At 70.7% G+C, this 16952-nt stretch carries 12 protein-coding genes; 6 read left to right on the top strand and 6 right to left on the bottom strand.

All coding sequences use genetic code 11. From position 1 onward, the window contains the following. Nucleotides 1-2 precede the first annotated feature (2 nt). Complete coding sequence (locus ACSYGN_RS07100; RefSeq protein ID WP_460392987.1) at nucleotides 3-629, bottom strand: DedA family protein; 627 nt, start codon at nucleotides 627-629, stop codon at nucleotides 3-5. Further along, entirely contained in the window at nucleotides 626-1399 is a 774-nt protein-coding gene (locus tag ACSYGN_RS07095) for an MBL fold metallo-hydrolase (RefSeq protein ID WP_460392984.1), read from the bottom strand. The genes ACSYGN_RS07100 and ACSYGN_RS07095 overlap by 4 nt, the downstream gene beginning before the upstream one ends. An 84-nt stretch (nucleotides 1400-1483) precedes the next feature. Here ACSYGN_RS07095 and ACSYGN_RS07090 point away from each other — a divergent pair, with 84 nt between their 5' ends. The 6 genes from ACSYGN_RS07090 (at nucleotide 1484) to dnaK (ending at nucleotide 10233) form a co-directional block, all read left to right on the top strand. Further along, entirely contained in the window at nucleotides 1484-1894 is a 411-nt protein-coding gene (locus tag ACSYGN_RS07090; protein WP_460392982.1) for a hypothetical protein, read from the top strand. 425 nt (nucleotides 1895-2319) lie between these two features. Beyond that, on the top strand, nucleotides 2320-4431 hold the full coding sequence (locus tag ACSYGN_RS07085) for a phage holin family protein (RefSeq protein ID WP_460392979.1): 2112 nt from the start codon (nucleotides 2320-2322) through the stop codon (nucleotides 4429-4431). Nucleotides 4432-4634: 203 nt separating this feature from the next. Continuing rightward, nucleotides 4635-5696, top strand: a complete 1062-nt coding sequence (locus ACSYGN_RS07080; RefSeq protein WP_460392976.1) for an ATP-binding protein — start codon at nucleotides 4635-4637, stop codon at nucleotides 5694-5696. After that, nucleotides 5693-7609: a vWA domain-containing protein gene (locus ACSYGN_RS07075; protein WP_460392974.1), complete on the top strand. Its 1917-nt coding sequence runs from the start codon at nucleotides 5693-5695 to the stop codon at nucleotides 7607-7609. The genes ACSYGN_RS07080 and ACSYGN_RS07075 overlap by 4 nt, the downstream gene beginning before the upstream one ends. Nucleotides 7610-7699: 90 nt before the next feature. Next, a complete protein-coding gene (locus tag ACSYGN_RS07070) occupies nucleotides 7700-8125 on the top strand; it encodes an OsmC family protein (RefSeq protein ID WP_460392972.1) in 426 nt (141 codons plus the stop codon). Between the two features lie 248 nt (nucleotides 8126-8373). Next, nucleotides 8374-10233, top strand: a complete 1860-nt coding sequence (dnaK, locus tag ACSYGN_RS07065) for a molecular chaperone DnaK (protein WP_460392970.1) — start codon at nucleotides 8374-8376, stop codon at nucleotides 10231-10233. Between the two features lie 146 nt (nucleotides 10234-10379). Here dnaK and narI read toward each other — a convergent pair whose 3' ends face one another. From narI to ACSYGN_RS07045, 4 genes are read right to left on the bottom strand one after another with little or no spacing between them, the layout of a single operon-like run. Next, on the bottom strand, nucleotides 10380-11102 hold the full coding sequence (gene narI / locus ACSYGN_RS07060) for a respiratory nitrate reductase subunit gamma (protein ID WP_460392968.1): 723 nt from the start codon (nucleotides 11100-11102) through the stop codon (nucleotides 10380-10382). Continuing rightward, nucleotides 11099-11593 carry a nitrate reductase molybdenum cofactor assembly chaperone gene (gene narJ, locus ACSYGN_RS07055; RefSeq protein WP_460392966.1) on the bottom strand — a complete coding sequence of 165 codons (495 nt, stop codon included), beginning with the start codon at nucleotides 11591-11593 and terminating at the stop codon, nucleotides 11099-11101. The genes narI and narJ overlap by 4 nt, the downstream gene beginning before the upstream one ends. Beyond that, the gene (gene narH / locus ACSYGN_RS07050; RefSeq protein ID WP_460392964.1) at nucleotides 11593-13188 is read right to left on the bottom strand and encodes a nitrate reductase subunit beta; all 1596 of its coding nucleotides are present in this window, start codon (nucleotides 13186-13188) and stop codon (nucleotides 11593-11595) included. Before narH ends, narJ begins: the two co-directional genes overlap by 1 nt. Continuing rightward, nucleotides 13188-16871 carry a nitrate reductase subunit alpha gene (locus tag ACSYGN_RS07045; RefSeq protein ID WP_460392962.1) on the bottom strand — a complete coding sequence of 1228 codons (3684 nt, stop codon included), beginning with the start codon at nucleotides 16869-16871 and terminating at the stop codon, nucleotides 13188-13190. Before ACSYGN_RS07045 ends, narH begins: the two co-directional genes overlap by 1 nt. Between the last annotated feature and the right edge of the window lie 81 nt (nucleotides 16872-16952).

Below are 16952 nucleotides of genomic sequence, written 5' to 3'. Positions count from 1 at the left end.
CCCTAGACCCGTTCCGTCCTGCGCATCCGCCGCCACACGCTCGGGGCCGCGCTGATCAGCAGGGTCAGCGCGACCGCGGCGACCACGCCCTCCCAGGGCTCGGGGAACAGCGAGCCGCCGAGGATCCCGATGAGCTGGTAGGTCGCCGCCCACGCCACACAGGCCGGAAGATTGCCCCGTACGAAGCGGCGCATCGGCCAGCGTGCCATCAGACAGGCCAGTATCACCGGGATCCGCCCCGCCGGCACCAGCCGGGACAGCACCAGCACCGACACCCCGTGCTCGGCCAGCTTGTCCTGAGCCTGCGCCAGCCGGTCCTCCGGCGCCCGTGCCCGGATCGCCTCCAGCCAGCGCGAACCGTTGCGCGAACCCATCCCGCGCTGCCCCAGCCAGTACAGCGTCGCATCGCCCAGGAACGCCGCCGTCGAGGCCGTCACCAGTACCAGCGCCAGCGCGAACGGCGCCGTCTGATGGAAGGCCACCACCGCAGCCGTACTCACCAGCGCGCCCGTCGGCACCACCGGCACCAGCGCGCCGATCAGCACCAGCAGGAACAGTGACGGATAACCGATCGCCTGCTGGGTGGACTCCGGCGGCACCGTCGTCGCGGTGGCGGCCAGCCAGCTCACCGGGCGCCCTCCAGGCGCACACTCTCCCCGTGCCCGAGCCGGTGCACCGCCACCGCGGGGGCCCGCTCGGCCGCCAGGCGCACGAACTCGTCGCCCGGCGCATGGAATTCATGGGGGCGCACGGCGTCCATGCCGATCGGCCAGTATGTGCCGTAGTGCACCGGCACCGCGCTGCGCGGCGCCAGCCGGGCCAGCGCCTGCGCCGCGCGACCCGCATCCAGATGTCCCTCCCCGAGGTACGGCCCCCAGCCGCCGACCGGCAGCAACGCCACATCGACCGGGCCGACCTCCGCCTCCATCGCGTCGAACAACCCCGTGTCCCCGGCGAAGTACGTCCGCGCCTCGCCCTCGATCACATAGCCCAGGGCGGGGGAGCGGTGCGGGCCGACCGGCAGACGGCGTCCGTCGTGCCGTGCCGGTACCGCGCGTACGACCAGGTCGCCGACCTTGGTCACATCGCCCGGCGCCACCTCGACGAGCCGCAGATGGGTCAGCCGGCGCAGCGCCGGTACCGCCAGCGGTGCGCCCCGGGGCACCAGCAGGCGCGTACCCGGCGCAAGCCGCGCCAGCGTCGGGACGTGCAGATGGTCGGCGTGCAGATGCGACACCAGCGCCACGTCCGCGCGCAGCGCACCCGGGGGCGGCACCTCGCCCCGGCGGCGGCGCAGGTGCGCGAGCCGGCGCGCGAACAAAGGGTCGGTCAGGACGCGTATGTGCGAGTCCTCGACCGTGCAGGTGGCGTGACCCCACCAGGTGATCTCCACCGGCACCTCTTTGCCTCCTTCGTGCGCCTCCCCCGAAGCCTACGGGCAGGAGTAGGGTCGGCGGCGAAACCCGGAGGTGAGGGGGACGCCATGGCGGGTGCGGTGCTGGTGCGTGTCACTTCCATTGCGAGTCTCACTCCGCTGGAGGAACTGGACGCGGATCCCTTCCTGGTCGATACCCGCAGCCAGCACGCGATGTGCGCCCGGTGGGCGGCCGAGCAGGGGTATGTGGTCAGCCGGGAGCTGGTGGTGCGGGGGCTGCGGGCGGATCACTGTGTGCTGTGGGACGGGGTGCGGGCGGGGGCGGATCTGTTCGTGGCGCCCAGTCGGAGGGTGCTGGAGAGTGCGCTGTCGTCTGCCGACGAGTTTGTGGCGGAGTGCGGGCGTCGGGGTGTGGGGGTGGAGGTGGTGGGGTTTGCTGAGCCGCGGTATGACGCGCAGATGAAGGCGAGGGTGCATCGGCGGTTGTCCATGCCTACGGCGGGTTATGACGGGCGGTAGCGTTTTCGCGGGCTTGGCCCCACGGGGCCGGGTTGCTTTCGACCGCGGGTCGGTTCGGTTTTGCTTGGCTGCGGGCGGTGGGGGTTGGTCGCGCAGTTCCCCGCGCCCCCATGGGGTGGTGCGGTTCTATGGCCCGTGCGGGTTCGTGGGACTTCCCGCGCAGTTCCCCGCGCCCCTGAGTGTGCGGGCCGGTCGGGGTTGATCGCGCAGTTCCCCGCGCCCCTGAAGAGTGCGGGCCGGTGGGGGCTGGTCGCGCAGTTCCCCGCGCCCCTTTGGGGTGGTTGCGGATGTTCGTGCCGTGCGGGCGGGGGCTCTCGCGCCCCGCGGCGGAGCCGTGTATCGGTGCAGTCCCGTGCCCGCTGTTCTGCTCGGGGCTGTGACAAGGTTGTGGTAGGCCTGCTCGGGTGGTGGGCGGGATGTGAGGGGTGTGGGGCGTGCGGTGGAGGCGGGTGGCCAGTCAGGTGGGGCGGAGTGTCTCCGTGTGGGCCGTGTCCACGCTCACCATGCTGGTGCTCGCCGGTGTTCTGCCCGACTTCCGGCTCCAGTCCGCCAGCGGTGACAGCGCCACTCGTATAGCCGTCACCGCCGCGCTCGGGGCCGGTGCCTTCGGTCTGCTGTCGGCCCTCGTCTGGCCTTTGCTGGTGCGGCTGTTGCTGCTTGTGCCTGCGCTCGTGCTCGGGTTGCTGGTCTTCTTTCTCAACGGGTCGTTGTTGCTCGTCGCGCTGCGGATCAATCCCTCCGGGAGCAGTGAGGCCGCCCCCGAGACCGCCGTGATCGTCGCCGCCGTGATGTCCGCCGTCGCCTCCGCCACCGGTGCCGCCCTCGCCGTACGGGACGACGACGCGTACCGGCGGCGGCTGTACCGGCTCTCCGACCGGCGGCGGCGCAGGCTGCCGCCCGCGCCCTCCAGCCCAGGCACCGTGTTCCTCCAGCTCGACGGGGTCGGACACGACGTGGTGCGCGACGCCGTGGACACCGGGCTGACGCCCACCCTCGCCCGATGGCTCGGAGCCGAGGCCGGTGTCCGGGCCACCCACCGTCTCACCCCCTGGCGCACCGACTGGTCCAGCCAGACCGGCTCCAGCCAGCTCGGCATCCTGCACGGCTCCAACCACGACGTGCCCGCGTTCCGCTGGTACGAGAAGGACAGCCGCGAGGTGATGGTCTGCAACCGCCCGACCAGCGCCGCCGAGCTCCAGCACCGTGCCGTCGTCCGCAGCGGTGACGGCGGGCTGCTCGAAGTGGACGGTGCGAGCCGGGGCAACCTGTTCAGCGGCGGCGCCGGGGAACAGGCCCTCGTGCTGTCCATCGCGGCCCGCAGACGCAGCAGGGAGAACCGTTCCCGCGCCGGGTACTTCGCATACTTCTCCGACCCGGCCAACGCCGTGCGCACCGCGCTTTCGTTCATCGCCGAGGCGAGTCGCGAGATCGGCCAGTCCACCCGGGCGCGGCTGCGCAAGCAGAGCCCCAGGGTGTCGCGCGGTGGGCTGTATCCGCTGGTGCGTGCTTTCGCGACCGTCGTCGAGCGGGACGTCGTCATCGCCGCGGTGATGGGCGACATGCTCGCCGGGCGCACCGCCGTCTACGCCGATCTCGTGGCCTACGACGAGGTCGCGCACCACTCCGGGCCGTTCGGCCGGGACGCCGGGAAGGTCCTGGAGCGGCTCGATCGGGCTCTCGCGCTGATCGAGAACGTCGCCGAGCACGCCCCTCGGCCGTACCGGATCGTCGTCCTCTCCGACCACGGACAGAGCCCCGGCGAGACCTTCCGGGCCCGCTACGGCCTCACCCTGGGCGATCTGGTGCGGGCGGGCTGCGGGCTGCCCGTGCCGCGCAAGGCGCAGCGCACCCGCAGCGGTGCCGAGGCCCGCTCCGCCGTACGGGCCGCACTGCGCAGGCCCGTCGAGGAGGGCGGGGAGCAGCACCGCCCCACCCGCCGCTCCGAGCCGATCGTGCTGGCGTCCGGCAACCTCGGCCTGATCTCCTTCCCGGATGTCCCGCACCGGATGACCAAGGAGGAGATCGACGCCCGCCACCCGGCCCTCCTCACCACCCTCGCCAACCACCCCGGCGTCGGCTTCCTGCTGGTCGGCAGCGAGCTGCACGGCGGTCTGGTGCTCGGCGCGTACGGCGCGGAGATCCCGCTGGACGAGCTCGACGCCGACCCGGGCCCGCTGGCCGAGTTCGGCTCGGGGGCCGCCGACGCCGTGCGCCGTACGCACGGGTTCCCGCACACCGCCGACATCATGGTCAACTCGTCGTACGACCCGAGCACCGGCGAAGTCCTCTCCTTCGAGGAGCAGATCGGCTCCCACGGCGGCCTCGGCGGCGCCCAGACCCGGCCGTTCCTGCTGTCCCCGCTGGTGCTGTCCGACCCGGCCGCGGACGGCTCGGAACTCTCCGGCGCCGAGCACATCCACCGGGTGCTGCGCCGCTGGCTCGGCGAGTCCGGCGGACCCCAGGTGCCGATCACGGCAGACCTTGAAGGGGAAGGGGCAGAGGAAGGGGAGGCGGAGGCGGACCGCCGGGCCGCCTGACACTCGTGCGCCCTGCGCCCTGCGCCCTGCGCCGTGTGCCGTGACGGTCGCGGGAAAGGACCGGCTGCGAAAAAAATCGGCTGCGCTGCAGACGTCGTAGGCACACACTGGTCCGGACGTCCGGACCCTCGTGCACCGCCGTGGGTACCGCGCTCTGCGCACTACCCGTGCGCACTTCCCGTACAACCCCAGGAGCCCCGCCCTTGCAGGCTGCCGTCACCGTCACTCCCGCCCGTCTCCCGGAGCTGCTGCTCGGCCTCGCGACCGTGCGGCCCGTGTTCCTCTGGGGCGCCCCCGGCATCGGAAAGTCCTCCCTGGTCAGGCAGTTCGCCGAGTCGCTCGGACTGGAGTGCGTGAGCCTGCTCGGCACTCAGCTCGCGCCGGAGGACCTCATCGGCGTACCGCAGATCCGTGCCGGCCGCTCGGTGTTCTGCCCGCCGGAGGCGATCGCCCGCGACGAGCCGTACTGCCTCTTCCTCGACGAGCTGAACGCGGCCACCCCGGATGTGCAGAAGGCGTTCTACTCGCTGATCCTGGACCGCCGCATCGGCAACTACGAGCTGCCCAAGGGCTCCATCGTCATCGGCGCCGGCAACCGCTCCACCGACAACGCCCTCGCCCGCCCCATCGCCTCCGCGCTGGTCAACCGGCTCACCCATGTGCATCTGGAGGCCTCCGCCCGCGACTGGCTGGGCTGGGCCGCGGCCCACGGCATCCACCCCTGGGTCCTGGACCATCTCACCGACCGCCCGGACCATCTGTGGTCCAAGCCGCCGAAGACCGAGGAGCCGTTCTCCACGCCCCGCTCCTGGCACATGCTCTCCGACGCCCTGCACTCCTTCGGGCCCGGTCTCGACGAGGCGACCCTCCAGGTCGTCGCGCACGGCACGCTGACGCCCGCGCACGCGGTCGCCTTCTGCGGCTACGTCAAGATCGTGCGCAGCCGTTTCGGCATCGAGGCCATACTCAAGGGCGACGCCGGGTGGCCGCACCGGCTGGAGGACCGCGACCTGCTGTACTACCTCGCCGAGTCGTTCCGCGGGCGTCTGGTCAAGGAACTCCCGGCCAGCCGCGAGCATCTGTCCGGCAACGGCAGACAGGCCGCGCACCGCGCCAAGTCGCTGCTGGTGCAGCTCGCCGAGATCTCCGTCGAGGTCGCCCAGTCCGTCATCGCCCCGGACACCGACGGCAACCCCGTGCTGCCCGCCTGGTTCCTCGTCGAGGCGGCCCGTGACATGCCCCGCCTGGTGGAGGCCCGGCGGTGAGCCGTACCCGCGGCGGCAAGGGCGGCAAGGGCGGCAAGGGCGGTAAAGGCGGCAAGGGCGGCAAGGGCGGTAAAGGCGGCAAGGGCGCCAAGCCGAAGAAGGACCCCGCGGCCGAGGCCTTCGAGGCGGGCCTCCGGCTGGTGCGGGCCAACCGGGCGCTCGCCGCCGTGGGATTCAGCGTCTGCCGCAAGGACGACACGGAGGACAGGAACAACAAGTACGGCAAGGGCGGCAAGTACGCCTGCCCGCACGCGCCCGCCGCGGGATTCGTCCGCGTCGACTCCGACGGCGTCCTGCACGCCCACCCCACCCGCCTCGCCGAACCGGAGGAATGGGCCTGGGCACTGGCCCACGCCATCATCCACCTCGGCTTCGGGCACGTCCCCGCGGCGGCCGGCCGGCGCACCCAGCCCGACCGGTACGAGCTGGCCGCCCGCTGCGCCGTCGTCAACCGCTTCCTGCTCGGCTTCCCCGTCGGCCGCACCCCCGACGACCTGCCGCCCGCGTACCCGGACGGCGACGAGGAACAGCTCGCCGCCCGCTGGCGCCGCGACGGCGTCCCCGCCGCCTACGAGCGCTGCGGTACCGCTGGCGGCGACCCCGATCTGCTGCTGGTGCCCTGGGACACCTGGCTGGGCGGCACCCCCAAGGACTGGCAGCTCGACTTCGCGCACGCCCTGATCCGCAGCGTCGGCACCGCCATGGACCTGGCCGGGGGCCGCCGCGACTCGCTGCGCGGCGGGCCCACCCCGCGCCGCCCCTGGGAACGGGCGCTGAGCTGGTTCGTCTCCTCCTACCCGCTGCTCGGCGGCATCGCGGCCGGGATCACCCTGGTCGCCGACGCCGAACTCGCCCGCGCCCACGGCATCGCCGTCGCCGCGGTGGACGCGACGGCCGGGGAGATCTACGTCAACCCGCTGTGCACCCTCGACGACGAGGAGTGGCGGTTCGTGCTCGCCCACGAGATGCTGCACGCCGCCCTGCGCCACGGCGACCGCTGCGGCACCCGCGACCCCTACCTCTTCAATGTCGCCTGCGACTACGTCATCAACGGCTGGCTCCACGACATGCGGATCGGCACGATGCCCGAAGGAGTGCTGCACGACCGTGAGCTGGCCGGTCTGTCGGCCGAGGAGGTCTACGACCGCATCGCCCGCGACCTGCGCCGTATCCGCCGGCTGTCCACCCTGCGCGGCAAGGGCGCCGGTGACATCCTCGGCGGCCCGCTGGGCCCGCCCCGCGACTACGTCGACCTCGACGAGTTCTACCGCCGCGGCCTGTGCCAGGGCCTCGACCTGCACCAGCACCAGGGGCGCGGCGAGCTGCCCGCAGGACTGGTCGAGGAGATCCGCGCGCTCAGCCATCCGCCGCTCCCGTGGGACGCGCAACTCGCCCGCTGGTTCGACGAGTTCGTGCCCCGTCCGGAAGCCGTACGGACCTACGCGCGGCCCTCGCGCCGCCAGTCCGCCACCCCGGACATTCCACGCGCGGGCCGGTACTTCCCGCCCGAGGAGATCACCCGGTGCACCTTCGGCGTGGTCCTCGACACCTCCGGCTCCATGAGCCACACCCTGCTCGGCAAGGCCCTCGGCGCCATCGCCTCCTACGCCGAGGCCCGTGACGTGCCCGCGGCCCGGGTGGTGTTCTGCGACGCGGCGCCCTACGACGCCGGGTACGTGCCGGTGACCGAGATCGCTGGGCGGGTCAGGGTGCGCGGGCGCGGCGGCACGGTGCTCCAGCCCGGGATCGATCTGCTGCACCGGGCGGACGACTTCCCGCCGGGTGCCCCGGTGCTGGTGATCACGGACGCCTGGTGCGACGTCCTGCGGGTGCGGCGCGAGCACGCCTATCTGATCCCCCAGGGCGGCCGCCTGCCGTTCACCCCCCGCGGGCCCGTCTTCAAGGTGCAGTGAGGGCGGATGTGATCGGATGGGGCGTACGGGCCCCGTAGAGGGGATCCGGCACGCTCCACATGCTGCACACTCACCGCGAAAGGAAGAACCGTGGCCACCACGCGCACCGCTCACACCGTCTGGGAAGGCAATCTGCTCGAGGGCAGCGGCGTCGTCACCTTCGACTCCTCCGGCATCGGCGAGCAGCCGGTGTCGTGGCCCTCGCGCGCCGAGAAGGCGAACGGGAAGACCAGCCCCGAGGAGCTGATCGCAGCGGCCCACTCCAGCTGCTTCTCCATGGCGCTGTCGCACGGCCTGGCCGGGGCCGGTACCCCGCCCACCAAGCTCATCACCTCGGCGGACGTCACCTTCCAGCCGGGCGAGGGCATCACCGGTATCCACCTCACCGTGGAGGGCACCGTCCCCGGCCTCGACAACGACGCGTTCGTCGCCGCCGCCGAGGACGCCAAGAAGAACTGCCCGGTCAGCCAGGCCCTCACCGGTACGACGATCACCCTGTCGGCCAAGCTCGCCTGACGCCGGCGCCCGGCACCGCTCCGTATACCGCATACCGCGATACCGCATACCGCGCCTCCGCCGTCCTGCCGGCCGGAGGCGCGGTATCGCCCTTCCGGGGGGTCCGGGGCGATCCTGGTACCGGGTCCCGGACTCAGCTTGTCCGATGACCCCGGGTCCTTCGGGATCCGCCGCGATGCCGCATTGACAACAGCGCACTCAAGTTTTGTGCTGGAGTCGGGAACGCGCCCTGGCGGAAGGGGATGGAGATGGCACGTGCGGTCGGGATCGATCTCGGGACGACGAACTCGGTGGTGGCCGTCCTGGAGGGCGGTGAGCCCACCGTCGTGGCGAATGCCGAGGGGGCACGGACGACACCGTCCGTGGTGGCCTTCGCCAAGAACGGCGAGGTGCTGGTCGGTGAGGTCGCCAAACGGCAGGCCGTGACCAATGTGGACCGCACCGCGCGCAGCGTGAAGCGCTACATGGGCGACGGCACCTGGCGCTTCCCGGACAAGGGAAGCATCGACGGCAGCCGCTACACCGCCCAGGAACTCTCGGCGCGGGTGCTCCAGAAGCTGAAGAGGGACGCGGAGGCCTACCTCGGCGAGGACGTCACGGACGCCGTCGTCACCGTGCCCGCCTACTTCGACGACTCCCAGCGGCAGGCCACCAAGGAGGCCGGGGAGATCGCGGGCCTGAAGGTGCTCAGGATCATCAACGAGCCCACCGCCGCGGCGCTCGCCTACGGCCTCGACCGCGGCGAGGAGCAGACCGTCCTCGTCTTCGACCTCGGCGGTGGCACCTTCGACGTCTCCCTGCTGGAGATCGGCGACGGGGTCATCGAGGTCAAGGCCACCAACGGCGACACCCACCTCGGCGGCGACGACTGGGACATGCGGGTCGTCGAGTATCTCGTCAAGCGCTTCAAAGGACAGCAGGGCGTCGACCTCGGCAAGGACAAGATGGCGCTGCAACGGCTGCGGGAGGCCGCGGAGAAGGCGAAGATCGAGCTGTCCTCGTCCACCGAGACCTCGATCAACCTGCCCTACATCACCGCCTCCGCCGAGGGTCCGCTCCACCTGGAGGAGAAACTGACGCGCTCTCAGTTCCAGGAGCTGACCGCCGATCTGCTGGACCGCTGCAAGACGCCGTTCCACCAGGCCGTGAAGGACGCCGGGATCAAGCTCTCGGCGATCGACCATGTGATCCTCGTCGGCGGCTCCACCCGGATGCCCGCAGTCACCGAGCTGGTGCGCGAACTCACCGGCAAGGACCCGCACAAGGGCGTCAACCCCGACGAGGTCGTCGCCGTCGGCGCCGCGCTCCAGGCCGGTGTCATCCGCGGCGACGTCAAGGACGTGCTGCTCCTCGACGTCACTCCGCTGTCCCTCGGCATCGAGACCAAGGGCGGCATCATGACGAAGCTCATCGAACGCAACACGACCATTCCGACCCGGCGTTCGGAGATCTTCACCACCGCCACCGACAACCAGCCCTCGGTGGGCATCCAGGTCTACCAGGGTGAGCGCGAGATCGCCGCGTACAACAAGAAGCTCGGCGTCTTCGACCTCACCGGGCTGCCGCCCGCCCCGCGCGGGGTGCCGCAGATCGAGGTCGCCTTCGACATCGACGCGAACGGGATCATGCATGTGTCCGCGAAGGACCTCGCCACCGGGCGCGAGCAGAAGATGACCGTGACCGGCGGCTCCGCGCTGCCCAAGGACGACATCGACCGGATGATGCGGGAGGCCGACCAGTACGCGGAGGAGGACCGGCGGCGGCGTGAGGCGGCGGAGACGCGGAATCAGGCGGAGCAGCTTGTCTATCAGACGGAGAAGTTCGTCCGGGACAACGAGCAGCGGATCCCCGCGGAGACGAAGGCCGAGGTCGAAGCGGCTGCTTCCGAGCTGAAGGCTCTGCTTGAACAGAACGCGGATACGGCTGCGCTGCGTGCCGGCGTCGACAAGCTTGGCTCTGTGAGTCAGAAGATGGGGCAGGCCATGTATGCGCAGGCATCTCCCGATGGGGGTGGGACTGAGCAGCAATCGGCTGCGCCGGACGAGGAAGGGGTCGTGGACGCGGAGATCGTCGACGACGAGCGGGATGCGCAAGGGGGCGCTGCGTAGTCCTTTGTCCGCGGGCGCGTGGGGGCTGGTCGCGCAGTTCCCCGCGCCCCTAGGTCAGTTGGGGCTGGCCGCGTTGTCAGGGACCGGTGCTCCTGAAAAGGGCGCTGCCCACCCCGGCGACCTTAAGGACCCGTCCTATCCAGCCCTTAAGACCCCGTGCGCTCCCAGCCGCGTCTCTCCGGGCGTGGGCCCAGTTCTCGTGGGTCTCTCGTTCGGTACACGATGTATGGGCGGAAGAGGTACTGGAGTGGGGCGCTGAACATGTGGACCAGGCGGGTGTAGGGGACCATCGCGATCAGGATCATGCCGACCACGGCGTGGATCTTGTACAGGACCGGTACGTCGTCCATGCGGTAGACGTCGGGGGTCAGGGTGAAGAGGCTGCGGGCCCAGGGGCCGATGGTCTCGCGGTAGTTGTAGCCGTCGCCCGAGGTGTGCTGGAGCTTGGCGATCATGCCGAGCAGGATGGCGCCGACCAGGAAGACGTACATCGTCTTGTCGTTGGCCGTCGTCGCCCGGAACACCGGCGCGTTGGTGCGGCGGCGGTAGATCAGCAGCACGATCCCGACGACCGTGAGGACACCGGCCGTCGTGCCGCCGTAGAGGGAGAAGAGGTGGTAGGTGTGCTCGTCGATGCCGATGGAGTCGGTCCAGGACATGGGGATGAACAGGCCGACCAGATGGCCGATGAGCACGAAGAGGATGCCGTAGTGGAAGGCCGGTGAGGCGAAGCTCAGCAGCCTCGACTCGTAGACCTGGGACGAGCGGGTGGTCCAGCCGAACTTGTCGTAGCGGTAGCGCCAGATCAGGCCCGCGACCAGCAGGGCGAAGGCGATGTAGGGCAGGGCGCCCCAGAGCAGGACGGTCATCGGTGGGCTCCGGTGGGGACGGGCGGCAGGGTCGCGCACACCGCGTCCAGGACGGCGGCGTACGGGGTGCCGCAGTCGGCGAGACGGGAGCGCAGCTGCTCCAGGGCGTTGCGGTGCTCGGTGAGCAGATGGGTCTCGCCGGTGCGGGCGGTGAACTCCAGCACCGCGGGCAGGAAATCGGGCAGTTCCTCGCCGGTGAACTCCAGGCCGTGGGCGCGGTAGACGTCCTTGAAACGGACCAGCGACATACCGCGCCGCCGGGTGTCGCCGTCGGTCCACCAGCTCAGATAGAGACTGTGCCGGTTCTTGAAGTCGAAGACCTGGACATAGTGCTCGGCCAGTTCGCCCGGCGGGGTGAGGGCGGCGTGGTCGGTGAACTCCCGCAGTTGCGGAGCGGCTTCGCGCACCAGGGGGAGCCGGGTGTGGAAGTCCTCGTCCGGGTACGTCAGGCAGAGCGCGGCCGCCTGGTAGAGCACGGCGTCGGAGGGCATCAGGTCTCCTTCGCGTCGTCGGTGGTCTGGCGCCGGCGCAGTTGGCGGAAGGTCTCGACCGACACCAGCGGCAGCTGTTTGCGGCCGGAGTCCTGGCCGAACGGGCCCTCGCCGCCCATTCCGGGGCCGCCCTCGTAGTCGAGGCTGCACCCCTCGGGCAGGGCGGACTCCTCCAGCCGGCGGGCGTCGCCGACCGCGGCGGTGGGGATGACGTACCGCTCGTCGTACTTGGCGATGGCGAGGAGCCGGTACATCCGCTCGATCTCGTCCGGGGTCATGCCGACCGTCTCGGAGATCGAACGGTCCGGTGTCTCACCGAGGTTGACCGCCCGCATATGGGAGCGCATCGCGGCGAGCTTCTCCAGCGAGGCCCGCACCGGGGCGGTGTCGCCCGCGGTGAACACCTCCGCCAGATACTCCAGCGGGATGCGCAGCGTGTCGATCGCGCCGAAGAGATTTCCGGCGTCCTCCCCGTCGTGGCCGGTCCCGGTCAGCGCGTCGACCACCGGGGACAGCGGCGGGATGTACCAGACCATCGGCATGGTGCGGTACTCCGGGTGCAGCGGCAGCGCCACCTTGTATGTGTTGATCAGGGCGTGGACGGGGGAGCGACGGGCGGCCTCGATCCAGTCGTGCGGGATGCCCGCGTCCTCGCAGGCCCGCCGTACCGCCGCGTCCTCCGGGTCGAGGAACACGCCCAGTTGGGCTTCGTACAGGTCCTGCTCCGACGGCGTGGAGGCGGCCTCGGTGACCTTGTCGGCGTCGTAGAGGATGACGCCGAGATAGCGCAGCCGGCCCACACAGGTCTCCGAGCAGACGGTCGGCAGGCCCACCTCGACGCGCGGATAGCACATGGTGCACTTCTCCGCCTTGCCGGTGCGGTGGTTGAAGTACACCTTCTTGTACGGGCATCCGGTCACGCACATCCGCCAGCCCCGGCAGCGGTCCTGGTCGACGAGAACGATGCCGTCCTCGGCCCGCTTGTACATCGCGCCGGACGGACAGGACGCCACGCAGGACGGGTTGAGGCAGTGCTCGCAGATCCGCGGAAGATAGAACATGAAGGTCTGCTCGAACTCGAACCTCACCTTGTCCGAGGCCTGTTGCCGGGTGCGCTCGACCATCGGATCGAGGTCGCCGTAGGCGGGGGCGCCGCCGAGGCTGTCGTCCCAGTTGGAGGACCACTCGACCTTCATGGGCTTGCCGTCGAGCTGGGAGAGCGGACGGGCGACCGGATAGTCCTCGCCGAGCGGGGCCTCGATGAGGTTCTTGTAGTCGTACGTCCAGGGCTCGTAGTAGTCCTTGATCTCCGGGAGCCGGGTGTTGGAGAAGATCCCGGCGATCTTGTGGAAGCGGCCGCCCGCCTTGAGTCTGAGCGCGCCCCGCCGGTTCAGCTCCCAGCCGCCGCGCCAGCGTTCCTGGTCCTCGTAGCGGCGTGGATAGCCCTGGCCGGGCCGGGTCTCCACATTGTTGAACCAGACGTACTCCATGCCGCGCCGGTTGGTCCACGCCTGTTTGCAGGTCACCGAACAGGTGTGACAGCCGATGCACTTGTCGAGGTTCATGACCATCGCGATCTGGGCCATCGGACGCATCAGTACCGCACCTCCTGGCTGCGGCGACGGATCACCGTCACCTCGTCGCGCTGGTTGCCCGTCGGGCCCAGATAGTTGAACGCCCAGCTCAACTGGGCGTAGCCGCCGATGAGATGGGACGGCTTGAGGATCAGCCGGGTCAGGGAGTTGTGGATGCCGCCGCGCATACCGGTGGTCTCGGTGAGCGGGACGTTCACCGTGCGCTCCTGCGCGTGGTGCATGAAGACCGTGCCGGGCGGCATCCGGTGCGAGACGATCGCGCGGGCGACCACTACGCCGTTGCGGTTGACCGCCTCGATCCAGTCGTTGTCGGCGACGCCGATGGCGTCGGCGTCCTTCGGGGACATCCAGATGTTCTGGCCGCCGCGCGAGAGCGACAGCATGAACAGGTTGTCCTGGTACTCGGAGTGGATCGACCACTTGTTGTGCGGCGTGAGATAACGGACCGTCACTTCCCGTTGCCCGTCCGGTCCGAGCCGGGGTTCGCCGAACAGCCGGTGCATGTCCAGCGGCGGCCGGTACACCGGCAGGGCCTCACCGAGTTCGTGGATCCAGTCGTGGTCGAGGAAGAAGTGCTGGCGCCCGGTGAGGGTGTGCCAGGGCTTCAGATGCTCGGTGTTGAGGGTGAACGCGGTGTAGCGGCGGCCTCCGGACTCGCTGCCGGACCACTCCGGCGAGGTGATCACCGGCACCGGCGCCGCCTGGGTGTCGGCGTAACTGACCCGCTTGCCCTCGTGCTCGGCGGCCAGATGGGCCATCTCCTGGCCGGTGCGCTGCTCCAGGGTGCGGAAACCCTGTGTGGCGAGGCGGCCGTTGGTGGTGCCGGACAGGGTGAGCACGGCGTTGGCCGCCTTGATCGCGGTGTCCAGGGAGGGGCGGCCCTCGTAGCCGGTGCCGTTGAGGTCCCGCAGCCGCCGCACCTCCTCGTCGGGCTTGAGCACGATGCCCTTGGCGGGCAGTCCCAGCTCCTCCACCAGCGGGCCGAGCGCGGCGAACTTGTCGCCGATCGCGGTGTAGTCCCGTTCCACGACGGTCAGGTTGGGCATGGTCCTGCCGGGCTCCGGATCGCACTCCCCGCGCCGCCAGTCCAGCGCCAGGCCGCCCGGCTGGGCGATCTCACCCGGGGTGTCGTGCTGCAGCGGCGTGGCGACCAGGTCCTTGCGCACGCCCAGATGGTCCACGGCCAGCTCGCTCAGCCGCTCGGCGATCGCCTTGAAGGTGTCGAAGTCGGTGCGCGCCTGCCACGGCGGATCCACGGCCGGGGCGAAGGAGTGTACAAAGGGGTGCATGTCGGTGCTGGACAGGTCGTGCTTCTCGTACCAGGTCGCGGCGGGCAGCACCACGTCCGACAGCAGCGTCGAGGAGGTGTGCCGGAAGTCCAGCGACAGCAGCAGGTCGAGCTTGCCCTCCGGCGCCTCCTCGTGCCACACCACATCGCGGGGCCGCTCGTCCTCGTCGGCCTCCAGGGCCCGCAACGAGGAGTGGGTGCCCAGCAGATGGCGGGCGAAGTACTCGGTGCCCTTCGCCGACGAACCCATCAGATTGGCCCGCCACAGCGTCAGCACCCGTGGCCAGTTGCGCGGCGCGTCCGGGTCCTCGCAGGCGAACTTCAGCGAACCCGTCCGCAGTTCGGCCACCACCTTGGCCACCGGATCGCCGAACACCTCGCCCAGCTCCAGCGGATTGCGGTCGAACGTCGGATACGACGGCATCCAGCCCGAACGCGCCGACTGCGCCAGGCAGTCCGCGCCGGTCATCCCCGCGAACCGCCCCTCGCCGACAGGCGAGGACAGCACATCGGCGGAGAAACGGTCGTAACGCCACTGGTCGGTGTTGAGATACCAGTACGCGGTGCCGATCATCTGGCGCGGCGGCCGGGACCAGTCGGAGGCGGCGGCCAGCGTCGCCCAGCCGGTCACCGGACGGCATTTCTCCTGGCCCACGTAGTGCGCCCAGCCGCCGCCGTTGCGGCCCTGGCAGCCGGTGAGCTGGAGCAGGGCCAGGAAGGCGCGGTAGATCGTCTCGGAGTGGAACCAGTGATTGGTGCCAGCGCCCATGAGGATCATGCAGCGGCCCTTGGAACGCTCGGCCGTGCGCGCGAACTCCCTTGCGATCTTCACGCACTTGGCCGCCGGGACCGAGGTGTGGATCTCCTGCCAGGCGGGGGTGCCGGGCGTGTCGGCGTCGTCGTAGGAGACGGGCCAGTCGCCCGGCAGGGCAGGGCGCCGCACCCCGTACTGGGCGAGCAGCAGGTCGAACACCGTCGTCACCAGGGGGCCGTCGGCCCCGCCGAGCCGGGTGGCAGGCACCCCGCGCCGCAGCACCTCGCCGCGGCCCTGCCCGTGCTCGCCGCCCTCGGTGTCGAACCGGGGCAGCAGCACCTCGACACCCACCGCGACCTCACTGTCATGCAGGCTCAACTGCGGGTTCACCGAGCCGAGTTCGAGGTTCCAGCGGCCCTTGCCCGAGTCGGTCCAGCGGAAGCCCAGGGAGCCGTTGGGCACCACCGCGCGGCCGGTCGCCTCGTCCAGCACGACCGTCTTCCACTCCGCGCCCTCGCTGTCCTGCCCGATGTCCGTGGCCCGCAGGAACTTCCCCGGCACGAACGCCCCGTCGCGCTCGGTGAGCGTCACCAGGAACGGCAGATCGGTGAACTGGCGTACATAGCCGTCGAAGAACGGTGTCTCGCGGTCGACGAAGAACTCCTTGAGGACGACATGCCCCATCGCCATCGCCAGCGCGCCGTCCGTACCGGGGTGCGGGTGCAGCCACTCGTCGGCGAACTTGGTGTTGTCCGCGTAGTCGGGGGAGACCACCACGACCTTCTGGCCCCGGTAGCGGGCCTCCGCCATCCAGTGGGCGTCCGGCGTCCGGGTCACCGGCACGTTCGAGCCCCACATCATCAGATACGCCGCGTCCCACCAGTCGCCCGACTCCGGTACGTCGGTCTGGTCGCCGAACACCTGCGGCGAGGCCACCGGCAGGTCGGCGTACCAGTCGTAGAACGACAGCATCGGCGCGCCGATCAGGGAGTGGAAGCGGGCGCCCGCCGCGTGCGACACCATCGACATCGCCGGGATGGGGGAGAAACCGGCGATGCGGTCGGGGCCGTACTCCTTGATGGTGTGGACGTGCGCGGCGGCGATGATCTCCACGGCCTCGTCCCAGCGGGCCCGGACCAGACCGCCCTTGCCGCGCGCCTTCTGGTAACGGCGGCGCCGCTCGGGGTCGTTCTGGATGTCGGCCCAGGCCAGTACCGGGTCCCCCAGACGCTGCATGGCCTCGCGGTACATCTCCAGCAGCACACCGCGGACGTACGGGTAGCGCACCCGGGTCGGCGAGTAGGTGTACCAGGAGAACGCCGCCCCGCGCGGGCAGCCGCGCGGCTCGTACTCGGGGCGGTCCGGGCCCACCGACGGATAGTCCGTCTGCTGGGTCTCCCAGGTGATGATGCCGTCCTTGACGTACACCTTCCACCGGCACGAGCCGGTGCAGTTCACCCCGTGGGTGGAGTTCACCACCTTGTCGTGCGACCAGCGGTCCCGGTAGAAGGAGTCCGCCTCCCGCCCGCCGGTCAGCCGCACGCTGTGCAGATCGCCCGCGGCCGTGCCGTGCCGGAAGAACCGCCCGGCACGCAGCAGCGCGGCGCCCGGCTCGGTGGGTGGTGTGCGCGTGTCGGTCACGTACGCTCCCTTGCTCGCCCCGTGCGTCGACGCGAGGCCTGGCTTCGACGCTAGGGGCGGGCGCGGGAGCGCACCTTTTCA

It is taken from the genome of Streptomyces sp. YIM S03343 (assembly GCF_054729195.1).
The sequence above is the reverse complement of the archived record's forward strand: the minus strand, read 5'-3'. Positions and strand labels throughout refer to the sequence as shown.

What these genes read in the sequence shown, in the direction of transcription:
- ACSYGN_RS07090 (WP_460392982.1), top strand. Translation starts at nt 1,484, where the DNA reads ATGGCGGGTGCGGTGCTGGTGCGTGTCACTTCCATTGCGAGTCTCACT.
- dnaK (WP_460392970.1), top strand. Translation starts at nt 8,374, where the DNA reads ATGGCACGTGCGGTCGGGATCGATCTCGGGACGACGAACTCGGTGGTG.
- narI (WP_460392968.1), bottom strand. Translation starts at nt 11,102, where the DNA reads ATGACCGTCCTGCTCTGGGGCGCCCTGCCCTACATCGCCTTCGCCCTG.
- narJ (WP_460392966.1), bottom strand. Translation starts at nt 11,593, where the DNA reads ATGCCCTCCGACGCCGTGCTCTACCAGGCGGCCGCGCTCTGCCTGACG.
- narH (WP_460392964.1), bottom strand. Translation starts at nt 13,188, where the DNA reads ATGCGTCCGATGGCCCAGATCGCGATGGTCATGAACCTCGACAAGTGC.